This is a genomic window from Rhodospirillales bacterium (genome assembly GCA_016699855.1).
In the GTDB taxonomy this organism is placed as follows: domain Bacteria; phylum Pseudomonadota; class Alphaproteobacteria; order Reyranellales; family Reyranellaceae.
The window spans coordinates 1,602,601-1,624,562 of the sequence record CP064988.1; the positions used below are offsets into that span (position 1 = coordinate 1,602,601).

The 21,962-nt window shown below is 71.5% G+C and carries 19 protein-coding genes and 2 pseudogenes; 12 read left to right on the forward strand and 9 right to left on the reverse strand.

Annotation, left to right across the window (positions count from 1 at the left end):
* Positions 1-2: 2 nt before the first annotated feature.
* The 5 genes and pseudogenes from IPK81_07460 to IPK81_07480 form a co-directional block, all read right to left on the reverse strand.
* On the reverse strand, positions 3-1,451 hold the full coding sequence (locus IPK81_07460; protein QQS14015.1) for an MBOAT family protein: 1,449 nt from the start codon (positions 1,449-1,451) through the stop codon (positions 3-5).
* 76 nt (positions 1,452-1,527) lie between these two features.
* Positions 1,528-2,490 carry an SGNH/GDSL hydrolase family protein gene (locus tag IPK81_07465; protein QQS14016.1) on the reverse strand — a complete coding sequence of 321 codons (963 nt, stop codon included), beginning with the start codon at positions 2,488-2,490 and terminating at the stop codon, positions 1,528-1,530.
* 21 nt (positions 2,491-2,511) lie between these two features.
* Positions 2,512-3,678: a UDP-N-acetylglucosamine 2-epimerase (hydrolyzing) gene (gene neuC / locus IPK81_07470; protein ID QQS14017.1), complete on the reverse strand. Its 1,167-nt coding sequence runs from the start codon at positions 3,676-3,678 to the stop codon at positions 2,512-2,514.
* Positions 3,675-4,741: pseudogene (locus tag IPK81_07475) on the reverse strand (N-acetylneuraminate synthase family protein). Before IPK81_07475 ends, neuC begins: the two are co-directional and overlap by 4 nt.
* A gap of 87 nt (positions 4,742-4,828) precedes the next feature.
* Positions 4,829-5,827 (reverse strand): lysophospholipase, encoded by a 999-nt coding sequence (locus IPK81_07480; protein QQS14018.1) that lies wholly within the window; start codon positions 5,825-5,827, stop codon positions 4,829-4,831.
* A 122-nt stretch (positions 5,828-5,949) separates the two neighbouring features.
* On the opposite strand from IPK81_07480, the gene IPK81_07485 reads away from it, so the two are divergent.
* The 4 genes and pseudogenes from IPK81_07485 (at position 5,950) to IPK81_07500 (ending at position 8,315) form a co-directional block, all read left to right on the forward strand.
* Positions 5,950-6,138 (forward strand): zinc-finger domain-containing protein, encoded by a 189-nt coding sequence (locus IPK81_07485; GenBank protein ID QQS14019.1) that lies wholly within the window; start codon positions 5,950-5,952, stop codon positions 6,136-6,138.
* Between the two features lie 81 nt (positions 6,139-6,219).
* The gene (locus tag IPK81_07490; GenBank protein ID QQS14020.1) at positions 6,220-6,678 is read left to right on the forward strand and encodes a MaoC family dehydratase N-terminal domain-containing protein; all 459 of its coding nucleotides are present in this window, start codon (positions 6,220-6,222) and stop codon (positions 6,676-6,678) included.
* A gap of 25 nt (positions 6,679-6,703) precedes the next feature.
* Positions 6,704-7,480 (forward strand): crotonase/enoyl-CoA hydratase family protein, encoded by a 777-nt coding sequence (locus IPK81_07495; protein QQS14021.1) that lies wholly within the window; start codon positions 6,704-6,706, stop codon positions 7,478-7,480.
* Positions 7,481-7,500: 20 nt separating this feature from the next.
* Positions 7,501-8,315: pseudogene (locus IPK81_07500) on the forward strand (phytanoyl-CoA dioxygenase family protein).
* Here IPK81_07500 and IPK81_07505 read toward each other — a convergent pair.
* Together IPK81_07505 and IPK81_07510 are read right to left on the reverse strand one after the other, a co-directional pair.
* Complete coding sequence (locus IPK81_07505; GenBank protein QQS14022.1) at positions 8,312-8,833, reverse strand: adenine phosphoribosyltransferase; 522 nt, start codon at positions 8,831-8,833, stop codon at positions 8,312-8,314. The pseudogene IPK81_07500 and the gene IPK81_07505 sit on opposite strands and share 4 nt — an antisense overlap.
* A gap of 74 nt (positions 8,834-8,907) precedes the next feature.
* Entirely contained in the window at positions 8,908-9,924 is a 1,017-nt protein-coding gene (locus IPK81_07510) for a polyprenyl synthetase family protein (GenBank protein QQS14023.1), read from the reverse strand.
* 142 nt (positions 9,925-10,066) lie between these two features.
* Here IPK81_07510 and IPK81_07515 point away from each other — a divergent pair, with 142 nt between their 5' ends.
* Both IPK81_07515 and IPK81_07520 read left to right on the forward strand, forming a co-directional pair.
* On the forward strand, positions 10,067-10,828 hold the full coding sequence (locus IPK81_07515; protein QQS14024.1) for a methyltransferase: 762 nt from the start codon (positions 10,067-10,069) through the stop codon (positions 10,826-10,828).
* Between the two features lie 65 nt (positions 10,829-10,893).
* Complete coding sequence (locus IPK81_07520; protein QQS14025.1) at positions 10,894-11,757, forward strand: S49 family peptidase; 864 nt, start codon at positions 10,894-10,896, stop codon at positions 11,755-11,757.
* 8 nt (positions 11,758-11,765) lie between these two features.
* Here the strand turns inward: IPK81_07520 and IPK81_07525 are convergent, their stop codons facing one another.
* Both IPK81_07525 and IPK81_07530 read right to left on the reverse strand, forming a co-directional pair.
* Positions 11,766-12,224, reverse strand: coding sequence for a hypothetical protein (locus tag IPK81_07525; protein QQS14026.1), 459 nt, complete (start codon positions 12,222-12,224; stop codon positions 11,766-11,768).
* A 22-nt stretch (positions 12,225-12,246) separates the two neighbouring features.
* Positions 12,247-13,413, reverse strand: a complete 1,167-nt coding sequence (locus IPK81_07530) for an iron-containing alcohol dehydrogenase (GenBank protein QQS14027.1) — start codon at positions 13,411-13,413, stop codon at positions 12,247-12,249.
* A 129-nt stretch (positions 13,414-13,542) separates the two neighbouring features.
* Here IPK81_07530 and IPK81_07535 point away from each other — a divergent pair, with 129 nt between their 5' ends.
* The 6 genes from IPK81_07535 (at position 13,543) to meaB (ending at position 21,961) form a co-directional block, all read left to right on the forward strand.
* Complete coding sequence (locus IPK81_07535) at positions 13,543-13,779, forward strand: hypothetical protein (protein QQS14028.1); 237 nt, start codon at positions 13,543-13,545, stop codon at positions 13,777-13,779.
* Positions 13,780-13,898: 119 nt separating this feature from the next.
* Positions 13,899-14,798 (forward strand): glycine--tRNA ligase subunit alpha, encoded by a 900-nt coding sequence (locus IPK81_07540; GenBank protein ID QQS14029.1) that lies wholly within the window; start codon positions 13,899-13,901, stop codon positions 14,796-14,798.
* A gap of 38 nt (positions 14,799-14,836) precedes the next feature.
* On the forward strand, positions 14,837-16,954 hold the full coding sequence (locus IPK81_07545; protein ID QQS14030.1) for a glycine--tRNA ligase subunit beta: 2,118 nt from the start codon (positions 14,837-14,839) through the stop codon (positions 16,952-16,954).
* 40 nt (positions 16,955-16,994) lie between these two features.
* Positions 16,995-19,670 carry a pyruvate, phosphate dikinase gene (locus IPK81_07550; protein QQS14031.1) on the forward strand — a complete coding sequence of 892 codons (2,676 nt, stop codon included), beginning with the start codon at positions 16,995-16,997 and terminating at the stop codon, positions 19,668-19,670.
* 316 nt (positions 19,671-19,986) lie between these two features.
* A complete protein-coding gene (locus IPK81_07555; GenBank protein ID QQS14032.1) occupies positions 19,987-20,973 on the forward strand; it encodes an amidohydrolase in 987 nt (328 codons plus the stop codon).
* A gap of 52 nt (positions 20,974-21,025) precedes the next feature.
* Positions 21,026-21,961 (forward strand): methylmalonyl Co-A mutase-associated GTPase MeaB, encoded by a 936-nt coding sequence (gene meaB, locus IPK81_07560; protein QQS14033.1) that lies wholly within the window; start codon positions 21,026-21,028, stop codon positions 21,959-21,961.
* Position 21,962 lies beyond the last annotated feature (1 nt).

Consider the following 21,962-nt stretch of genomic DNA (forward strand, 5'->3'; position numbering starts at 1 on the left):
CCTCAGAAGTCGAAATAGACGAATTTCTTGGAGCTGCCCTGGCTGAGCGTGATGGCCAGGGCCCAGACCAGCCCGATCGCCGGCCAGAACACCGCCTGCGGCAGGCGGCTGGTCCAGCGGCGGATGACCCGGTGATCGTCCCAGCGGTGGGTCAGCACGAACACCGCCAGCAGCGTCAACGGAAACGCGTTGGCGGCGGCGAACGCCGCGATGTCGCCGGCCGGGGCCGTGAACGGGCCAGTCGCCACGCGCACCATCGCGCCGACGACGGTCTCGCCGCCGGACTGCCCGCCGCTCTGCAGTCCCAACGCGCCGGCGCGGAACGGCACCCACACCCAGGTCACGAAGTTGAACGTGACGAACAACCACACCCAGCGCGGAACCGCGGCCACGACGCCGGCGAAGGGCGACCAGCGGACCATGTGGACCAGACCGATGGCGGCGCCGTGCAGCGCGCCCCACACGACGAACGTCCAGTTGGCGCCGTGCCACAGCCCGCCGAGCAGCATCGTGATCAGCAGATTGAGGATCTGGCGGACCTTGCCGCCGCGGTTGCCGCCGAGCGGGATGTAGAGATAGTCGCGCAGCCAGGTGCTCAGCGTGATGTGCCAGCGGCGCCAGAACTCGACGATCGACACCGACGCGTAGGGCTGGCGGAAATTGGTCGGCAGCCGCACCCCGATCGCCAGCGCCACGCCGATCGCCATGTCGGTGTAGCCGCTGAAATCGCAGTAGATCTGCAGCGTGAAGCCGTAGATCGCCAGCAGGTAGTCGAACGCCGTCAGGCTTCCCTGCCCCATGTAGACGCGGTCGACGGCGTCGGCGAGCGGATCGGCAAGCACCAGCTTCTTGAACAGCCCGAGCGAGAACACCGCCAGCCCGAACACCAGCCGCCGGCCGAGCGCGCGGCGCGCCGACTGGCGGCGCGCGAGCTGCGGCATCAGCTCGTGCGGCCGCAGGATCGGGCCCGCGATCAGGTGCGGGAAGTAGAGCACGAGCCCGGTCAGCAGGCCGAGACGGCGCTCGACCGGATAGGTGCGGCGGTAGACGTCGACCACGTAGGCGATCAGCGTGAAGGTAACGAAGCTGATGCCCAGCGGCAGCGCGATCCCCAGCGGCTTGCCGGTCCAGCCGAAGGCCGGGCCGAGCACGTCGGCGTAGATGAAGTCGGTGTACTTAACGAACGCCAGCGGCAGCAGCAGCGCCGCCACCAGTCCGACCATGCGGCGCTTGCGGTCGGGATCGGCCGCCGCGCGCTCCATCCACAGCACGCCGAGATAGGCCAGCAGCATCAGCGCGTGCGGGATCCAGACGTAGCGCCAGTTCCACCAGCCGTAGAACACCGTGCTGGCGACGATGACGAGCGCCAGCCGGTGCCGCGCCGGCACGACCACGTGCAGCAGCAGGTAGAGGAGGAAGAACGCGAAGAATTCGGGCGCGCTGAAGAGCACGGGCGGGTTCCGGCCGGAGGGCAGCCCGCTAGGAACCCGACCGGGCGCGGCGCGTCAAGCGCGGCGGCGCCACGGCCTAGTTCCCGCGGCGGATGGCGGGGAAGATCGCCTCGGCCATCAGGCGGTGGCCGAGGCCGTTGGGATGCGGGTCGCCGGGCATCGACCACAGCTCCTGCGGCGTGCGGTTGCGCATCGCCGGCAGCAGGTCGACGTAGGTGAAGCCGTCGGCGGCCGCGATGGCCTTCACCCGCTCGTGGATGAAGTCGAACTTGTAGTCGACGAGGTCGTGCACGTCGGGCGTCATCGCGAGGTAGACGCGGATGCCCTTGGAGTCGGCGTAGGTCTTCAGCCGCTTGAGCGCCTCGATCATCGACTTGTAGCCGGGCTGGTCGGGCGCGTAGACCGCCTTGTAGTGCTCCTCCAGCGACTTCTCGCCGGCCTTCCCGGTGACCCGCGACAGCGCGATCCACAGCGTGACGGCGAGCTGGCTGTTGCGCAGCAGCCAGTTGCCGCCGCCGGCGTCGAGCCGCTCGGCGTCGCGCACGAAATAGTGCACGACGATGTCGGTCGGCTGGAGGTGCGTCATCGTGGTCAGGAAGCGCTGGGCGTAGCGCTCGGCGTTGTAGTTGCCGATGCCCGCGTTCATGACGACGACGTTCTCGCCGGCCTTGCGCAGCATCTCCTCCAGCCGCGCCTCGACCGTCTCGTTCTCCGGCACGCCCCAGCCCAGCGTCACCGAGCTGCCGAGGAACAGGATGCGGCGCTGGCCGGGGACGACCGGCGGCGTCGGACCGCCGCGCAGGCCGTCCTCGTTGATGCGGATGTCGACCGACTGGAGTTTCGCCGACCTGCCGCGCACGTGCTCGTGGCCGAGCACGGGGTCGGCGGCGCGCTTCTTCAGCTCCAGCGCGTAGCGCCACATCTCGATGTCGTAGTTGCGCATGTCGCCGTTCTTGAAGCGCAGCGCGGCCTCGCCGATCCCGAGCGCGACGATCGTCGACACGGCGAACAGGGCGATGGAGGAGAGGATGTTCTTCACGTTGGCGTTCCGGCGTGGCGCTCAGATGTCGTAGGTCAGGCGTTTCTCGATCAGCGGCGGCGACGTCGCCAGCGCCTCGGCGATCTTGGCGCCGGCGTGGCCGTCGCCGTACAGCGTGTCGCGCGGATGGCGGCCGGCGCGGGTCTGCCGGCGCAGGGCCGCGAGGATCTCGACGGCGTCGTAGTTGACGTCCTGGACGTTGAGCCCGCGGTCGCGGCCGGACTGCCGCGAGCCGATGTTCACGGCCGGCACGCCGAGCCAGGCGCATTCGCGGATCGCGACGCTGGAATTGCCGACGATGGCGCGGCTGCGGTCGAGCAGCGAGATGAAATCCTCGGGCGGCAGGTTTCGGAAGAACGCGACGCGCGGCAGGCGGCCGGCGGCGCGCAGCTCGCGCAGCGTCGCCGACACCCCGTCCGATCCGGCGTCGACGTTGGGCCAGAACCACAGCGCCGGCAGGCCGAGCTCGGCGACCGCCGCGGCGGTCTCGCGCGTCTGCGCCGCGGCCTCGCCGTGCTCGCTGGTGACGGGGTGCTGCGCCACCACGACGAAGCCGTCCCGCAGCGGCAACCCGGAATCCGCCTCGAGCCGCGCCAGGACGGCGTCGCCGGCGCGCGCGTCGGCGATGGCGGCGCGCGCCACGTCGATCGACGGGCAGCCCGTGACGATGACCCGGCCGAGCCGCTCGCCCATGCGCACGACCCGCTCCTGCGCCTTGTCGTTGGCGACCAGGTGCAGATCGGCGAGCTTGGTGACGGCGTGGCGCACCTTCTCGTCGATGTTGCCGGTGACCTCGCCGCCCTGGACGTGCGCGAGCGGGATGTTCATGTAGGCCGCCGCCACGGCGGTCGCCATGGTCTCGAACCGGTCGGCGACGCTGACCACCCAGTCGGGCTTCAGCGCGTCGAAGGCGTCGGCCATCGCCGTCAATCCGGCGCCGGTCGAGCGGGCCTGGCCGACCAGGGTGCCGCTCTCCGTGCCCATCGAGACGCGCCGGTGGATCCTGAAGCCCTCGGCCTCGATCACGTCGGCGACGTTGCCGTAGTCGTCGCTCAGCGCCGAGCCGGCGGCGATCAACTGCAGCTCGAGGTCGTCGCGCGCGTGGATCGCCGTCAGCGCCGAGCGGATGCGGGCGTAGCTCGGGCGCGCGGTGACGGCGACGCAGATCTTGCGCGGCCGCGCCGTCACGCCCCGGGCTCCAGATCGTCCCAGGTCAGCGGCCGGTCCTCGGCCACGTCGCGCGCCAGGCGCCGCCCCACCACCGCCGCCTTGTCGCGCGCCGGGATGCCGGTGCCGGGCTTCTTCGACGTCAGCTGCGCGCGGTCAGGACCGTTCCGGCGGGCAGACCGGCGACCAGCGCCACGCTCTTCATGAAGATGTGGCGCATGGAGTCGAGCGCGCGTGCGCTCTCCGCCTTGTCGACCGGCGCCGCGCGCATGGACTCGACGAAGCGCACGCCCTCCACCAGCTGCGCCAGCTCCTCCGGCGTCACCGACGCGACCGTGTCCGGACCGAACATGCGGCGCGACAGCGCGACGTGGACCTCGAGCACCTCGATGCCCAGCGTCGCCGCGGCGATGCCCGGGAAGATCTTCGACGAGTGGTCGGACAGCCCGAGCGCCGCTCCGGCGCCGAAGCGCTGGCGGAACAGCGGCAGCACGTTGAGCCCTACCGCCTCCGGCGGCGTCGGATACATCGTCGAGCACTGCATCACCGCGTAGGGCGCGCCGCGCCGGCGCACGACCTCGACGGAAGCCGCAAGTTCGTCGATGTCGCTCATGCCGCTCGACAGCATCACCGGCTGGCCGGTGGCCGCCATCGCGTCGATCATCTCGTGGTTGGTGACCTCGCCCGACGCGACCTTCCAGCCGGCGACGCCGACGCGCTTCAACAGCTCGACCGCCCGCATCGAGAAGGGCGAACTGAGGAACAGCAGGCCGCGCTCGTCGGCGTGCGCCTTCAGGCCGTGCCACTGCTCCTCGGTGAACTCCATGCGCTTCCAGTAATCGTAGCGCGTGGCGTCCTGGCGGCTGAATTTCTTGCGCCACGGCTCGGCCGGCGTGCTCTCGGCCTCGGCGATGTGGGTCTGGAACTTGATCGCGTCGGCGCCCGCGTCGGCGACCGCGTCGATGAACGCGTGCGCCTGGCCGAGGCTGCCGTCATGGGCCTGGGCGACCTCGCCGATGATCGTGCAGGGACGCCCCGGACGGGGGTCGGTGAGCCACGTCGCGGGCTTGGCCGGAGCGGTCATAGTATATTGATTTCCTTCGCTTTTTCGCCTCTTACGCGGCGGCTACGGCGGAAAGCGGGCGCAAACTACCCGCGTGCCGGGGGCAAGTCAAAGCGCGGTCCCCCACAGCGCCAGCAGGTCGGGGCGCTGGCGGTCGGCGCCGGACGCCAACGGCGCGCCCTTGTCGAGGATCCAGTCGGCGATGTCGCGGTGCAGCGCCTCGGCGTCGAGATCGCGCAGCAGCATGTGGTAGCCCTTGGGATAGAACGCCAGCCGCGAATCGGCACGACGGGGCAACGCCGCGATGGCGCCGCGCATCGGCCCCTCGGGAATGATGCGGTCGTTCAGGCCGTAGAGCAGCAGATACGGCGTCGCGATCCCCGGCACGGCGGCGCGCCCGGAATCCATCAGGTCGGCGAGGCCCCAGATCATGTCGAACCGCGGATAGCGCAGCACTTTCGGATCGCGCGAATAGCGTTCCAGCATGCGCCGGTTGTTCGACGGCTGGAAATCGATCGAGGTCGGGCCGACCGGGTGCCAGGGCGCGACATGGGCGAAGAACCACAGTCCCGACCGGCCGAGCGCCCCGATCGTGTCGCGCGAGCGCACCGCCGGGCCGATCAGGATCAAGCCCGCAGGCGCCGCGCCGTGTTCGGGACGCGAGGCCAGACGGCCGGCGGCCGTGAGCGCCACGGCCCCGCCCATGCTCTCGCCCAGCAGGTACACGGGCTTGCCGGGATGCCGCGCCGCGACCAGCGCGACCGCCGCCAGCGCGTCGTCGACCATCGTCTCGACCCCGGCCCAGCGTCCGCGGTTGGGGCCGTCGCCGAAACCGCGCTGGTCGAACGCGTAGGTCGCGATGCCGCGCGCCGCCCAGGCCGGCGCCGGATCCTCGAACGCGCCGGAGTAGTCCCCAAAGCCGTGCAGGGCGACGATCACCGCCTTCGGCCTGCCCGGGCCATCCGCCGGCCACACGCGCAACGGCAACACCGCGCCGTCGGACGCCAGGATTCGCGAACCGTCGAGCGCCGGCGCCCCGACCGCCGGCCCCGCCGGCGCCACGACGGGCGCGCAGCCGGCCGTCAGCGCCAGCGCCGCAGCGCTCACCACCGCGACAACGCGGGACCGCCATCCACTCATCGCGGCAGTATAGCCCAAGGCACGGCCGGGGTTGATCGCGGGGACGCGATGGCTATGATCCGCGCGCCCGCCGTCCGGAGTACCTGAACATGGCCGAAACCAAGCCGCCCGAGACGATCGAAGTCGAGACCGACCGCGTCGGTTGCGACGGCGGCGGCGGCGCGCTCGGCCACCCCAAGGTGTTCCTCAACCTCGGCAAGGACGGCGAGGTCCATTGTCCCTACTGCGGCCGGCTCTACCGCCTGAAGGCCGGCGCCCACGTCCACCACGCCCACTGACGGCGGCGGCGGCCTGCCCTTTCCGGATTGCTCCCGGCGCCGCGCTGCGCCAGCATCGCCTCTCCATGGCGGAGGATGTCGATGCGCACGCTCGGTGGCGGCCTGTACTACACGGACCTGAAGGTCGGCGAGAAATTCCGGACCCAGGGCCGCACGATCTTCGAGGCCGACCTGGTGAATTTCATCTCCTGCACGGGGATGAACGAGCTTCTGTTCAACAACATCGAGTACATCGAGAACCACTCGCCGACGAAGAAGCGGCTGGTGCCCGGCGCGCTGGTCTACAGCTTCGCCGAGGGGTTGCTGATCCCGGTGTCGATCCAGGGCACCGGCATGGCGTTCCTGAGCATGTCGCTGGACGTCAAGGGGCCGAGCTTCGTCGGCGACACGATCCACGTCGAATGCGAGGTGACAGAGGTGCGGCCGACGTCGAAGGATCCGACCCGCGGCCTGGTGCGCACCATGAACCAGGTGAAGAACCAGCGCGGCGAGACGGTGCTGACCTACGATCCGCTGCGCATGGTGCGCGGCCGGCCATGACCGCCGCGCCGCGACGGAGGTCGCCATGAGCAAGGTCGTCGTCGAGCACGACGGTCCGCTGACGATCGTCTCGATCAACCGCTTCGCGGAGGCGCGAAACGCCGTCGACGCCGAGACGGCCGTGCTGCTGCGCGCGGCCTTCGAGGCGTTCGACCGCGACGACCAACGATCCGTTGCGATCCTCACCGGCGCCGGCGGCGGCTTCTGCGCCGGCTACGACCTGAAGACGGTCGCCGGCGACACGCCGCGCGCGCTCCACGATCCCGAGGGGCCGGGCCCGATGGGTCCGTCGCGTCTGCTGCTGTCGAAGCCGGTGATCGCCGCCGTCGAGGGCTACGCCGTGGCCGGCGGGCTCGAGCTGGCGCTCTGGTGCGACCTGCGCGTGGCCTCGGGCACCGCCAAATTCGGCGTGTTCTGCCGGCGCTGGGGGGTGCCGTTGATCGACGGCGGCACCGTGCGGCTGCCGCGGCTGATCGGCCACAGCCGGGCGCTGGACATGATCCTCACCGGCCGCGAGATCGGCGCCGAGGAGGCGTTCGCCTGGGGCCTGGCCAACCGGCTCGCGCCGGCCGGCGGCGCGCTGGCGGCGGCGAAGGAGCTGGCGCTGTCGTTGACGCGCTTCCCGCAGCTCTGCCTGCGCAGCGACCGGCTGTCGTCGTACGAGCAGTGGAACCTGTCGGTGCCCGACGCGCTGCGCAACGAGGGACGGCGCGGCATGGCGGCGCTGACCCGCGAGGCGCGCGCGGGCGCCGGCCGGTTCGCCGCCGGCAAGGGCCGCGGCGGCGATTTCGGAGATCTGTGACGATGGCCTACGAGACCTCGATGCCGCTGTCGGACGACGCCGTGGCGCGCTACCAGACGGACGGCGCGATCTGCATCCGGGGCGCGTTCGACGCGGCGTGGATCGAGCGGCTGCGCGGCGCCATCGACGCCGACATGGCGGCGCCCGGGCCGATGGTCCGCATCAACACGCCGGCCGGCGCGCCGGCCTGTTCTTCGTCGATTTCCAGCTCTGGCAACGGCACGCGGCGTGCCGCGATTTCGTGTTCGAGTCGCCGGCGGCCGGGATCGCGGCGCGGCTGATGGGCTCGGCGGGCGTCGTCTACTACCACGACCATCTGCTGGTGAAGGAGCCCGGCACGGCCGAGCGCACGCCGTGGCACCACGACCAGCCCTACTACCCGATCGACGGCGCGCAGATCGTGTCGTTCTGGCTGCCGCTCGATCCGGTGGCACGCGACACGTCGGTCGAATACGTCCGCGGCTCGCACCGCTGGGGCCGCTGGTTCCGGCCGAAATTCTTCCGCCAGGGCGGCGTCGATCTCAAGGTGGCCGACGACCGCTTCGAGGACATGATCGACATCGACGCCGAGCGCGGCGACCACGAGTTCCTGTCGTGGGACATGGCGCCGGGCGACGTGGTCGCGTTCCACGCGCTGACCGTGCACGGCGCGCCGGGCAACCGATCGACCACGACGCGGCGGCGCGCCTGGGCGACGCGCTGGTGCGGCGACGACGCGCGCTACGCCGCTCGCAGCGGCCAGATCTCGCCGCCGATCGAGGGCCACGGCCTGCGGCCGGGCGACCCCATCGAGTGCGCGACGTTTCCGCGCGTGCTGCCGCGCGCGGGCGCCTAGGAATCGTACTTGAGCAGCGTGTCGACCGGCACGTCGAGCCGGTCGCGCCCCTTCAGGAACTCCAGCTCGATCACGCACAGCGCCGCCGAGACCTCCGCGCCGACCTGGCGCAGCAGGCGGACGCCGGCGTCGAGCGTGCCGCCGGTCGCCAGTAGATCGTCGATCAGCACGACGCGCTGGCCGGGCCGCACGGCGTCGTCGTGGATCTCGAGTGAATCGACGCCGTATTCCAGCGTGTACTCCGCCCGCGCGACGCTGCCCGGCAGCTTGCCCTTCTTGCGCAGGATGGTGAATCCGCAGCCCAGCGCGTAGGCGACCGGCGCCCCGAAGATGAACCCGCGCGACTCGATGCCGGCCAGCAGGTCGGGACGGTGCGGCCGCGCCAGGTCGGCCAGCGAATCGACGGCCTGCCGCCACGCGCCGGAATGCAGCAGCAGGGTCGTGACGTCGTAGAAGAGGATGCCCGGCTTGGGGAAATCGGGGATCGAGCGGATATGGGATTTAAGATCGAGCGGCATGGCGTCCTGTCTGGAAAGCGACGACGCCATGGTAGCCGGGGCGCGGTCGGCCCGCCAAACGCAAAGCGCCGCCGTCAGTGCCCGCGTTCGATGGCGAAGTCGACGGCCTCCAGCAGCGCGCGCTTGACCGGGCCGTCGGCGAACAGGCCGAGGGCGTCCCGGGCCATGGCGCCGTAGTGCCGGGCGCGCTCCAGGGTGTCGGCGAGCGCGCCGTGGCGGCGCAGCAGCTCGAGCGCCGCGTCGAGGTCGGCCGGCGTCTGGTCGAGCCTCTCGAGGCAGCGCTTCCAGAAGCCGCGCTCCTCCTCGTCGCCGCGCAGGAACGCGAGGATCACCGGCAACGTGACCTTGCCCTCGCGGAAATCGTCGCCCACAGCCTTGCCCAGCCGCGCCGAGCTGCCGCCGTAGTCGAGCGCGTCGTCGACCAGCTGGAAGGCGATGCCGAGGTTCATGCCGTAGCTGGCCAGCGCGGCGCGCTCGGCCACGGGGCGCTCGGCGATCACCGGCGCGATCTCGGCCGCCGCCGAGAACAGCTTGGCGGTCTTGGCGCGGATCACCTCGAGGTAGGTGGCCTCGCCGGTGGCGGTGTTGTTGGCGGTCGAGAGCTGCAGCACCTCGCCCTCGGCGATGACGCTGGAGGCGCCGCTGAGGATGCCGAGCACCTCGATCGAGCCGACCTCGACCATCAGCTCGAAGGCGCGGGTGAACAGGAAGTCGCCGACCAGCACGCTGGCCTTGTTGCCCCACAGCGCGTGCGCGGCGGGCTGGCCGCGGCGCAGATCGCTGCCGTCGACGACGTCGTCGTGCAGCAGGGTGGCGGAATGGATGAACTCGACGCAGGCCGCGAGCTGCACGTGATGCTCGCCGCGATAGCCGCACAGCTTGGCGGCGGCCACGGTGAGCATCGGCCGCATGCGCTTGCCGCCGGCGCCGACCAGGTGGTCGGCCAGCTTCGGCACCAGCGCCACCGAGGATTGCATGCGGGCGCCGATCATGGCGTTGACGCGCTCGAGATCGGCGGCGCACAAGGCGACCAGCGGATCGAGGCTCGGCGCCTTCTTCCGCTTCTCGTCGAACGGCAGGACCACGGCCATCGTCGTCTCCCCGCGGGCGGCGGACCTTTTGACGGCCGGCCCGTCCACCCCCCGCCGCGACGTGTCGCACAGGTGGCGATAAGGTGCAAATAATGTGCAGCGGACGGCGGCGCCTTGTGACCGCGCGTCGCAGGGATCCGGGATGACCGCCGCCGATTCGACCACCGACGACGCCTTCCTCGACGGCCGCCTGCGCCTGACCCAGCCGGCGCGCGGCTACCGGGCGGCGATCGACGCGGTGCTGCTGGCCGCCGCCGTCGAGCTGGCGCCCGGGCAACGCGCGTTGGACGTCGGCTGCGGCGTCGGCACGGCGGCCCTGTGCCTGCTGGCCCGCGCCCGCGCCTCCAGGATCGCCGGCGTCTCGGCGATGGGGCTGGAGGTCCAGCGCGGCGTCGCGGCGCTGGCCCGGCTGAATGGCTCGGGCAACGGATTCGAGGACGCTTTCACGGTGGTCGACGGCGACGTCGCGGCACCGCCGGCGGCGCTGGTCGGCATGGTGTTCGACCAGATCCTCACCAACCCGCCCTACCTGCCGCCGGAGCGTGCAGATCCCTCGCCCGATCCGGCCAAGGCCCTGGCGACGGTCGAGTCGAGCGCCGATCTGGCGTCGTGGCTCGCCTTCTGCCGCGACCATCTGGCGCCCGGGGGCACGCTGACGCTGATCCACCGGGCGGACCGGCTGGTCGAGATCGAGCGCCTCCTGGCCGACGGCTTCGGCGACATCGCGATCCGCCCGCTGGCGCCGCGCGACGGCGTCGCCGCCCGGCGGGTGCTCGTCCGCGCCGGGCGCGGCGGTTCCGGCCCGACCTCGCGCCTCGCGCCGCTCGTCCTGCACGCACCCGGCGGTGGATTCACGCCGGCGGTGGAGGCCGCGTTGCGCGACGCCGCCCCGCTCGCCTGGTAGCCCGCGCGCTTGCGCCGAGGCCGGCGACGCACGACATACGGAAACCCGCGCCTCCAGGACCTCCCATGTTCGACCGCCTCGTCGACCTGATCGCCCGCCTCCCCTTCGTGAAGATCGAGCGTCCGCCGGTCGTGCCCGTCGTGCGGCTGGTCGGCATGATCGCGCCCGCCGGCATGATCGGCCGGGCGCTATCGCTGGCGACGGTGGCCGGCGGCCTCGAGGCCGCCTTCGGCGTCCGCGGCGCCAAGGCGGTGGCGTTGATCGTCAACTCGCCCGGCGGCTCCCCGGCGCAGTCGGCGCTGATCGCGCGGCGGATCCGGTCGCTGGCCGAGGAGAAGAAGCTGCCGGTGCACGTCTTCGTCGAGGATCTGGCGGCCTCCGGCGGCTACTGGCTGGCCTGCGCCGGCGACGACATCCACGCCGACGCCAGTTCCATCGTCGGCTCGATCGGCGTGGTCAGCGCCGGCTTCGGCTTCACGGGATTGCTGGAGAAGTGGGGCGTCGAGCGGCGCGTGCACACGTCCGGCAGCAGCAAGTCGCAGCTCGATCCGTTCCGCCCCGAGAACCCCGACGATGTCGCCCGGCTGCGCGCTCTGCAGGACGAGATCCACGTCGCGTTCAAGGACTGGGTGCGCGAACGGCGCGCCACGCGGCTCAAGGGCGACGACGCGACGCTGTTCGAAGGCGAGTACTGGACCGGACGGCGGGCGCTCGAACTGGGTCTAATCGACGGCGTCGGACACCTGCGCGACACGCTGCGCGCCCGCTACGGCGAGAAGGTGCGCACGCCGCTGGTCGGCGAACGCCGCGGCTTCTCGCTGCGCCGGCTGATCGGACTGGAGGCCGCCATCCCCGCGCCCGACGCCGTCGCCGACGCGTTGATCGACGCCGCCGACCGCCGCGCCGCCTGGGCCCGCTACGGGCTGTAGCGCCGGCGCTAAGGCGCGATCCCCAGCTTCCGCATCGCCGCCACCATTGCATCCGAATCGGGGCAGTCGCCGGCGGCCGGACGCGGCGGCTTCGCTGCCTCGCGCCACACCGCGCCCTCGCCCGGCGCGACGCCGTAGGTGCAGGCGATCAGACGGCCCGTCGACGACACCGCGACGGTGACGTTGCTGGGCCCGCAATTATGCGCCTGGCACATCCAGCCCACGGTCCAGTCGCCGGTGCGAACGACAGGCGAAGTCGGGCCCCAGCCCTTGCGCAGCTTGGCCGCCAGCGGCGCGCCCAGGGTCCGGTCCAGCGCCGGACCGAGCGTCGTCCAGAAGTCGCGGCCGTCGATCTTGTCGAAGGTGTATCTGCCCACCCACGCCGACGGGTCGGCGGCGAGCGCCGGCGCGGTGGCGAACAACGCCGCGACGAGCGCCGCGCGGGCGGTTCCACGCCGACGTCTCACGGCATGCCTCGCGGCTCGGGAATCACCACACCGTCTCCAGGATCGCCTTCACCGCGTCGGTGTCGGGGATCGGGCGCGGATTGGTGCGCACCCAGAGGTTCTGCATCGCCGCCTTGGCGACGGCGTCGAACTGCTCGCGCTTCAGTCCGACCTCGCGCAGCGTCGACGGCAGGCCGAGCGCCTTCACCAGATCCGCGACGCAGTCCGCCGCCGCGACGCCGGGCCGGTCGAAGGCGGCGACGATGCGCTTCTGGCGTTCGGCCGTGACGGCGTTGTTGTAGCGCAACACCGCCGGCAGCATGACGCAGGATGTGTATCCATGCGGCACGTCGGCCGCGCCGCCCAGCGCGTGGCCGATGCCGTGGCTGGCGCCGTAGTTGATGCGGTTGATGCCGCAGCCCGCCAGCCACACCGCGACCATGCTTTCCAGCCGGGCGTCGAGATCGGCGGGGTCGGCCTTGGTGCGCGGCAGCGAGCGCGCCAGCAGCCGCAATCCCTCGGCCTGCAGCGCGTCGGTGTAGGGATGCGAGTCCGGCGACTCCAGGCCCTCGGCGGCGTGGTCGACGGCGCGGATGCCGGTCGACAGCCACAGCCACATCGGCGTGTGCAGCGTGATCGACGGATCCAGGATCACCGACAGCGGGCCGATCTCCTTGGCCACGAACGCGTCCTTCACCTTGCGCTTGGGATCCGTGCAACCGCCGAGATTGCTGTACTCGGCGCCCGACAGGGTCGTGCCGACCGCGATCTGGCGCAGCGGCGGGCTCTTGATCTCGGGGAACACGCGCTTGCCGTCCGGCCCGACGCGCACGTGCCACTTGTCGAGCGAGTCGACGTCGCGGATGTCCTCGGCCAGGCAGATCAGCATCACCTTCACGGTGTCGATCGGAGATCCGCCGCCGACGGTGACGATCAGATCGGCGCGGGCGGCGCGCACCGCCTCCGCGCCGGCGACCACCGCCGGGCGCGGCGTGTGGGCGTAGGTGTCGTCGAACAGGCCGGCGAAGCGCGGTCCCAGCGCCCGCTGGATGTCGCCGACCACCGGGGTGCGCCGCGACAAGGTCTTGGAGGACACGATGAACACGCGTCTGGCGCCGAGCCGGTTCGCCTCGTCGACCACCGCCGCGCCGGCCGGGCGGCCCCAGATGATGTTCTCCTGCGACAGGTAGGTGAACGAGCCGGGCTTCATGTCGGTCTCCGCGATCCGTGCTTCCGGCGCCGACCATAGCCGCCGGCCGCCGCCATCGCGAGCGGCACGAAAGGCGGACCGGGCCCGGAACGGCTTGACCTCGCGGGCGGCGCCCCGCACAACCGCGCCATGGGTTTCATCGGCAAGTTCATGCTGGTCGCGGCCGTGATCGGCTTGGCGCTGTTCGGCTGGCGCTGGTGGCAGGCCGCCAACGGCCGCCTGGGCGCGCGGCGCGATGCACGGCGCGACGAGGTCCGGCCGCCATCGCGGCCACCGGCCGACGATCTGGTGTCCTGCGGCGTCTGCGGCGACTACGTCTCCGTCGACCAGGGCCGCTGCGCCAGGGGCAACTGCCCCCGCGGCTAGGCGGACGGGCCGCGCGCGGGCGTCGCGGCGCCGCGCCTTGACCCGTCCGGGGCCCTCCATATGTTGCGGCGCGGCGAAAATCCGTCGCACGGTCCGGAAAACCTTGGAGAATCAAGCCCGTGTCGCTGCCGGCCGAGCTTCCGAAGCCGACCTGCTTCCAGGAACTGATCCTGACGCTCCAGAGCTACTGGGCGGCGCAGGGCTGCGTCGTGCTGCAGCCCTACGACATGGAGATGGGTGCCGGCACGTTCCACACGGCGACGACGCTGCGCACGCTCGGGCCCGATCCGTGGTGGGTCTGCTACGTGCAGCCGTCGCGGCGGCCGAAGGACGGCCGCTACGGCGAGAACCCCAACCGCCTGCAGCACTACTACCAGTTCCAGGTCGTGCTGAAGCCGTCGCCGAGCGACATCCTCGACCGCTACTTCGGCTCGCTGAAGGCCATCGGCATCGATCCCGACGTGCACGACCTGCGCCTCGTCGAGGACGACTGGGAGAGCCCGACGCTGGGCGCCTGGGGCCTCGGCTGGGAGGTGTGGTGCGACGGCATGGAGGTGACGCAGTTCACCTATTTCCAGCAGGTCGGCGGCATCGAGTGCGAGGTTGTGTCGGGCGAGATCACGTACGGCCTCGAACGGCTGGCGATGTACCTGTTCGACAAGAAGAGCGTCTACGAGCTGCCGTTCAACCGCGCCGACTCGGCGGTGCCGCTGACCTACGGCGACGTGTTCCTGCGCAACGAGCGCGAGCAGTCGGCCTACAATTTCGAGCGCGCCGACACCGAGATGCTGTTCCGCCATTTCCAGGACGCGGAGAAGGAATGCGCCGCCCTGCTGGGAGACGCGGACGTGAAGCTCGCGCTGCCGGCCTACGAGCAGTGCGTGCGCGCCAGCCACGTCTTCAACCTGCTCGACGCGCGCGGCGTCATCAGCGTGACCGAGCGCCAAGCGTATATCGGCCGCGTGCGCGCGCTGTCGAAGGCGTGCTGCGAGGCGTGGCTCGCCGGAGCCCGGCGATGACCGCCGCGCGCGACGCCGCGATGCGGGGGGCCTGAACCATGGCCAAGCTCCTGGTCGAATTGCTGTCGGAGGAGATCCCGGCGCGCATGCAGGCGCGCGCGGCCGAGGATTTCCGGAAGCTGGTGGTCGACGGGCTGCGGGCCGCCGGACTGGTCTTCGCCGACGCCCGCGCCTTCGCCACGCCGCGCCGCCTCGCGCTGGCGGTCGACGGCATCCCCGCGTCGCGACCCGACACGACGGACGAGCGCCGCGGTCCGCGAGTCGGCGCGCCCGACGGCGCGATCCAGGGGTTCCTGAAGGGCGCCGGGCTGGCGTCGCTCGAGCAGGCCGAGAAGCGCGACACCGGCAAGGGCGAGTTCTGGTTCGCCGTCGTCCACAAGAAGGGCGGACCGACCGCCGACATCCTGCCGGAGATCGTTCTGGCGGCGATCCGCGGCCTGTCGTGGCCGAAATCGATGCGCTGGGGCACCGGCACCTTCGCCTGGGTGCGGCCGCTGCATTCGATCATCGCGATGTTCGACGGCAAGGTGCTGCCCGGCGCGCTCGAGCTGGGCGGCGACATGGCGCCGATCGCGTTCGGCGACCGCACGCGCGGCCACCGCTTCCTGTCGCACGGCGCGATCAAGGTGGTCGATTTCTCGGACTACGCCCGCCAGCTCCGCAAGGCCCGCGTGATCCTCGACGCGCGCGAGCGCAAGGCGGTGATCCACGCCAAGGTCGCGACGCTCGCCGCCGACGCCGGTCTGCGTCTGCGCGAGGACGACGGGCTGCTCGACGAGGTCGCCGGCCTCGTGGAATGGCCGAGCCCGCACATGGGCACGATCGACCCCGCCTTCATGGACGTGCCGGCCGAGGTGCTGATCACCTCGATGCGCGCGCACCAGCGCTATTTCGCCTGCGTCAAGCCCGACGGCGCGCTCGCCAACCGCTTCGTCATCGTCGCCAACACGCTGACCCACGACGGCGGCACCGAGATCATCGCCGGCAACGAGCGCGTGCTGCGCGCCCGGCTGAGCGACGCGAAATTCTTCTGGGACCAGGACCGCAAGGTGAAGCTGGCGGACAGGCTGCCGGCGCTGGACGGCATCGTGTTCCACGCCAAGCTCGGCACCCAGGGCGAGCGCGTGAAGCGCATCGCGGCGCTGGCCAAAGCGATTGTGGCTCTGGAGCCCGAATTCTTTAGGGGGGTCGATCCGGCCGATGTCGAGTTGGCCGCGACCCTATGCAAGGCCGACCTCACCAGCGGCATGGTCGGCGAGTTCCCCGAGCTGCAAGGCGTGATGGGCCGCTACTACGCGCGCGGCGAGGGGCTGCCGCTGCCAGTCTGCGACGCCATCGCCGAGCACTATCAGCCAGTCGGCCCGAGCGATTCCTGCCCGACCGCGCCAATCTCGGTCGTTGTGGCTCTCGCCGACAAGATCGACATTCTGGTTGGTTTCTGGGGCATCAAGGAAACGCCGACCGGGTCGCGCGATCCCTACGCGTTGCGCCGCGCGGCGCTCGGTGTCATCCGCCTGCTGACGGAGAACAATCTCCGGCTTGCCCTCGACGCGGTGTTCGACGCCGCCGAGTCGCGGCATCTCCAATCCGAACGCGGTCGAGAGGGCGTCGCCGACCGCGCCCACCTCCTCGACTTTTTCGCCGACCGCCTGAAGGTGCAGGTCCGCGAGCGGGGCGTGCGGCACGATCTGGTGGACGCGGTGTTCGCGCTGGGCGGCGAGGACGACCTCGTGCGCCTGCTGGCCAGGGTGACGGCGCTGCAGGAATTCGTCGGGACCGAGGACGGCAAAAACCTCCTCGTCGCCTACAACCGCGCCGCCAACATCGTGAAGGCCGAGGAGCGCAAGGAGAAGGATCTCGCCGCCCGCCTCGCGGGCGACGCCGATCCCGCGCTGCTCGAGGCGCCGGAGGAGAAGGCGGTGCACGCCGCCCTGACGGTCGCCCGCGCCGCCGTCGATCCGGCGCTGGCGCGCGAGGATTTCACGGCCGCGATGGCGGCGCTGGCCGCGCTGCGCGCCCCGCTCGACGCGTTTTTCGACAAGGTGACGGTGAACGTCGCGGAAAATCCGCCGCTGCGCCTCAATCGCCTCAAATTGCTGCGCGACATCCGCGCCGCCGTCGACGGCGTCGCGGATTTCTCGAGGATCGAGGGATAGGCGCCGCGGCGCCGCACGGCTTGAGGATCACGGGATCGCCATGACCAAGTGGGTATACGGCTTCGGCAACGGCGCCGCCGACGGCAAGGCGGAGCTGCGCGAGCTGCTCGGCGGCAAGGGCGCCAACCTCGCGGAGATGTCCAGCATCGGCCTGCCGGTGCCACCGGGCTTCACGGTCACCACCGAGCTGTGCACGTATTTCTACGCCAACGGCCGCACCTACCCGGCCGAGCTGAAGGCGCAGGTGACGGAGGCGCTCGGCAACATCGAGGCCATCGTCGGCCGCAAATTCGGCGACGCGGCAAATCCGCTGCTGGTCTCCGTGCGCTCCGGCGCGCGCGCCTCGATGCCCGGCATGATGGACACGGTGCTGAACCTCGGGCTCAACGACGCCACCGTGCTGGGGCTGGCGCGGTCGTCGGGCGACGAGCGCTTCGCCTACGATTCCTACCGCCGCTTCATCCAGATGTACGCCAACGTGGTGCTCGACCTCGACCACCACGATTTCGAGGAGGTGCTGGAGCGCAAGAAGGAGGACCTCGACCTCCGTCTCGACACCGCGCTCACGGCCGAGCACTGGAAGGACGTCATCCGCCAGTACAAGAAGGTGGTCGAGCGCGGCCTCGGCAGGCCGTTCCCGCAGGATCCGCACGAGCAGCTCTGGGGCGCCATCGGCGCGGTGTTCGGCAGCTGGATGAACCAGCGCGCCATCACCTACCGCAAGCTGCATTCCATCCCCGAGAGCTGGGGCACCGCCGTCAACGTGCAGGCGATGGTGTTCGGCAACATGGGCGAGGACTGCGCCACCGGCGTCGCCTTCACGCGCAACCCGTCGACCGGCGAGAACGTGTTCTACGGCGAGTACCTGGTGAACGCGCAGGGCGAGGACGTGGTCGCCGGCATCCGCACGCCGCAGCAGCTCACGATCGCCGGCAAGGCGGCGCAGAAATCCGACAAGCCGGCGATGGAGGAGACGATGCCGGCCGTCTACGCGCAGCTGGCCGAGATCCGGAACACGCTCGAGCGGCACTACCGCGACATGCAGGACATCGAGTTCACGGTGCAGTCAGGCAAGCTCTACATGCTGCAGACCCGCAACGGCAAGCGCACCGCCAAGGCGGCGCTGCGCATCGCCGTCGACCTCGTGCGCGAGGGCCTGATCGACAAGCGCGAGGCCGTGGCCCGCGTCGTGCCCGCGTCGCTCGACCAGCTCCTGCATCCGACGCTCGACCCCAAGGCGGCGCGCAAGGTGATCGCCCGCGGCCTGCCGGCCTCGCCCGGCGCGGCGTCGGGGATCGCCGTGTTCACCGCCGACGAGGCGGAGAAGCGCGCCCGCGGCGGCGCCCGCGTGATCCTGGTGCGGCGCGAGACCAGCCCCGAGGACATCCACGGCATGCACGCCGCCGAGGGCATCCTGACCTCGACCGGCGGCATGACCAGCCACGCCGCCGTGGTGGCGCGCGGCATGGGCCGGCCCTGCGTCGCCGGCGCCGGCGACGTGCGCATCGACGCCGCCGCCGGCACGCTGACGGTGCGCGGCACCGTGGTGCGCGCCGGCGAGGACATCACGCTCGACGGCTCGACCGGCGAGATCATGCTCGGGGTGGTGCCGACCATCCAGCCGGAGCTGAGCGACGATTTCGCCGAGCTGATGGCGTGGGCCGACGGCATCCGCACGCTCAAGGTCCGCACCAATGCCGACACCCCGGCCGACGCCCGCACCGCGCGCGAGTTCGGCGCCGAGGGCATCGGGCTGTGCCGCACCGAGCACATGTTCTTCGAGGGCGACCGCATCGTGGCGGTGCGCGAGATGATCCTGGCGGACGACGAGAAGGGCCGCCGCACGGCGCTGGCCAAGCTCCAGCCGATGCAGCGCCGCGACTTCGCCGAGCTGTTCGAGATCATGGTCGGGCTGCCGGTGACGATCCGCCTGCTCGATCCGCCGCTGCACGAGTTCCTGCCGAAGACGCAGGCCGAGATGGCGCAGGTCGCGGCCGAGCTGGGCCTCGCCGTGGCCGAGATCGAGGCGCGCGCCGCCAAGCTGCACGAGTTCAATCCGATGCTGGGCCACCGCGGCGTGCGGCTGGGCATCTCGTACCCCGAGATCTACGAGATGCAGGCCCGCGCCATCTTCGAGGCGGTGGTCGACATCGCGAGGAAGGGCGGCGCCACGGTCGAGCCGGAGATCATGATCCCGCTGGTGGCGACGCGGAAGGAGTTCGACCTCATGAAGGAGGTCGTCGACCGTGTGGCGACCGAGGTCGGCGGCGTCGCCGGCATGACGCTGGAGTACAAGGTCGGCACCATGATCGAGCTGCCGCGCGCGGCGCTGCGGGCCGGCGACATCGCCGCGACGGCGGAGTTCTTCAGCTTCGGCACCAACGACCTGACCCAGACCACGTTCGGCCTGTCGCGCGACGACTCCGCCTCGTTCCTCGAGCGCTACCAGCGCCGCGGCATCTTCGAGAACGATCCGTTCGCCACGCTCGACATCGAGGGCGTCGGCGAGCTGATCCGCATCGCGAGCGAGCGCGGCCGCGCCACGCGGCCCGACCTCAAGCTCGGCATCTGCGGCGAGCACGGCGGCGATCCGGCCTCGGTGTTCTTCTGCCACCAGGTGGGTCTGGACTACGTGAGCTGCTCGCCGTTCCGCGTGCCGATCGCCCGTCTCGCCGCCGCCCAGGCCGCGCTCGGCGTCGCGCTCAAGAACGACTGACACGGCCGATCCATCGAGGTCGCTCCGTCACTCCGCGCGGCGCTCGGGATGGCGACGGTGGGCGGCCCTGAACCATGGCGTCGGCGTTCCGCGGTCCGGACCGGCGCGATTGCCACCTCCGGAGGCGCGCCCTAGCCTTCGCGCCGGGGGGGCTCGCCTCGCCTGGCCCGACCTCCGCCGGCGACAACCACCCCCCCCCCCTCCACCGCCCGCCCGACCCGGGGGCCGGAGGCCGCGCCGGGGCGGGCGGCTGCCGCCGCACACGGGGGAGCTCCACGACGGTCTGCACTGGTTCGTCGAGGCGCAGGACAAGGGCATGTGGAACGGCGTCGGACCGGGCTTCCTCAAGTACCAGCAGGGCTCGTTCAAGCGCGTCGACGAGATGCGCGCCTCGGGCTTCGCGTGGGACCACCGGCGGGGCGCGGCGCCGCGGCCGACCACGCCGGAGCTGCGCATCGCCGACCTCGACCGCGACGGGCAGGACGCCGAGATCGTCTACGGCTGCCTGATGATCAACGAGATGATCGCCGATCCCGGCCTCCGGACGTGGTGCGACGGCATCTACAACGACTGGGTCGCCGATTTCGCCAAGCGCGCCGATCCCAACCGCGTCTTCCCGCTGGCGATCATCCCCAACCACGACCCGAAGGCCGCGGCCGCCGAGCTGCGGCGCTGCGCGAAGATGGGCCTGAAGGGCGGCGACCTCGCCTTCAAACGCATGACGCCGCCGCTGTGGCACCACGACTGGGACGCGCTGTGGCAGGCCTCGGCCGAGTGCCGGTTCCCGATCTCGTTCCATTCGACCGGCTTCAAGGCGCTGCGCGCGCCCGACGACGCGGCGATGGAGAAGGAGTATTTCACCCAGTTCCGGCTCGTGCGCTCGGCGCTGTTCCAGCTCGACACGATGGAGGTTCTGGTCTCGGTGCTGGCGTCGGGCGCCTGCGAGCGCTTCCCCGACTTCAAGTTCGTGCTCGGCGAGTCGGGCGTGACGTGGCTGCCCTACGTGTTCGACCGGCTGGATACGGAGTACGAGGACCGCGCGCGCAGCCTCGGCCTCAAGATGAAGCCGAGCGACTATTTCCGCCGCCAGGGGTTCGTGACCTACCAGCAGGACAAGTACCTCGAGCCGATCCTGCCGTTGATCGGCGAGGACAACATCATCTGGGGCGCCGACTATCCGCACCCCGACTGCCTGTGGCCGGATTCGCGGACGATCCTCGCCGAGAACCTCGCGAACTTCACCCCGGCGGTGCGCCGCAAGCTCACGCGCGACAACGCCCTGCGCCTGTACGGGCTGAACTGACCGCGGCGACGCCGCGGTCGCGCCCGGCGCGGCCGCGCGCTACGCTTCCTCCGTGCGATCCGAAACGGACACCCTCGCGGCGCTGGGCGCCGGCGGCAAACCGGCGCTGGCGGCGGCGCTCGCGCGGCTCGAGCGCGATCCGGATTCCGACGCCAGCCGCCGCCTGCTGGACGAGGCCTACCGCCATCCCCGCGCGCACGTCGTCGGCGTCACCGGCCCGCCCGGCGTCGGCAAATCGACGCTGTTGTCGTCGCTGATCGCGGAATGGCGCGGCCGCGGCCGCGGCGTCGGGGTGATCGCGGTCGATCCGTCGTCGCGCCGCACCGGCGGCGCGCTGCTCGGCGACCGCGCCCGGCTGGCGACCGATCCCGGGGATGCCGGCGTGTTCGTCCGCTCGATGGCGGCGCGCGACCGGCTCGGCGGCCTCGCCGAACTGACCCTCGGCGCCATGGTCGTGATGCGCGCGCTGTTCGACGTGGTGCTGATCGAGACGGTGGGCGTCGGCCAGTCCGAGACCGACGTCGCCGGCGTCGCCGACACGGTGCTGTTCTGCGTCCAGCCCGGCTCGGGCGATTCGCTGCAGTTCATGAAGGCGGGCATCGTCGAGATCCCGCACGTCGTCGCCGTCACCAAGGCCGATCTCGGCGCCATGGCCGAGCGCGCGCGCAGCGACGTGTCGGGCGCGCTGACCCTGACCGACCCGACCGCGCCGGACTGGACTCCCCGGGTGCTGGCGGTGTCGGCGCGCAGCGGCGGCGGCATGGCCGAACTGGTGGCCGCGCTCGACGCCCATCTCGACTCGCTGCGCGACGGCGGCCGTCTCGACGCGGCGCGCCACGCGCAGGCGGAGATCTGGGTCGCGGCCGCGATCCGCGACCGCTTCGGCCGCGACGGTCTGGCGCGCGCCGGCCATCTCGGGCTGGCCGCCGGCGAATCGCCGTTCCAGCGCGTCGCCGCCATCGCCGCGCGGCTGGCGGACCGCGGTTGAC

Excerpts from the sequence above, each read along its gene's own strand:
- IPK81_07485 (QQS14019.1), top strand. The coding sequence starts at position 5,950 with ATGGCCGAAACCAAGCCGCCCGAGACGATCGAAGTCGAGACCGACCGC.
- IPK81_07490 (QQS14020.1), top strand. The coding sequence starts at position 6,220 with ATGCGCACGCTCGGTGGCGGCCTGTACTACACGGACCTGAAGGTCGGC.
- IPK81_07495 (QQS14021.1), top strand. The coding sequence starts at position 6,704 with ATGAGCAAGGTCGTCGTCGAGCACGACGGTCCGCTGACGATCGTCTCG.
- IPK81_07505 (QQS14022.1), bottom strand. The coding sequence starts at position 8,833 with ATGCCGCTCGATCTTAAATCCCATATCCGCTCGATCCCCGATTTCCCC.
- IPK81_07510 (QQS14023.1), bottom strand. The coding sequence starts at position 9,924 with ATGGCCGTGGTCCTGCCGTTCGACGAGAAGCGGAAGAAGGCGCCGAGC.
- IPK81_07515 (QQS14024.1), top strand. The coding sequence starts at position 10,067 with ATGACCGCCGCCGATTCGACCACCGACGACGCCTTCCTCGACGGCCGC.
- IPK81_07520 (QQS14025.1), top strand. The coding sequence starts at position 10,894 with ATGTTCGACCGCCTCGTCGACCTGATCGCCCGCCTCCCCTTCGTGAAG.
- IPK81_07530 (QQS14027.1), bottom strand. The coding sequence starts at position 13,413 with ATGAAGCCCGGCTCGTTCACCTACCTGTCGCAGGAGAACATCATCTGG.
- IPK81_07535 (QQS14028.1), top strand. The coding sequence starts at position 13,543 with ATGGGTTTCATCGGCAAGTTCATGCTGGTCGCGGCCGTGATCGGCTTG.
- IPK81_07545 (QQS14030.1), top strand. The coding sequence starts at position 14,837 with ATGGCCAAGCTCCTGGTCGAATTGCTGTCGGAGGAGATCCCGGCGCGC.
- IPK81_07550 (QQS14031.1), top strand. The coding sequence starts at position 16,995 with ATGACCAAGTGGGTATACGGCTTCGGCAACGGCGCCGCCGACGGCAAG.
- IPK81_07555 (QQS14032.1), top strand. The coding sequence starts at position 19,987 with ATGTGGAACGGCGTCGGACCGGGCTTCCTCAAGTACCAGCAGGGCTCG.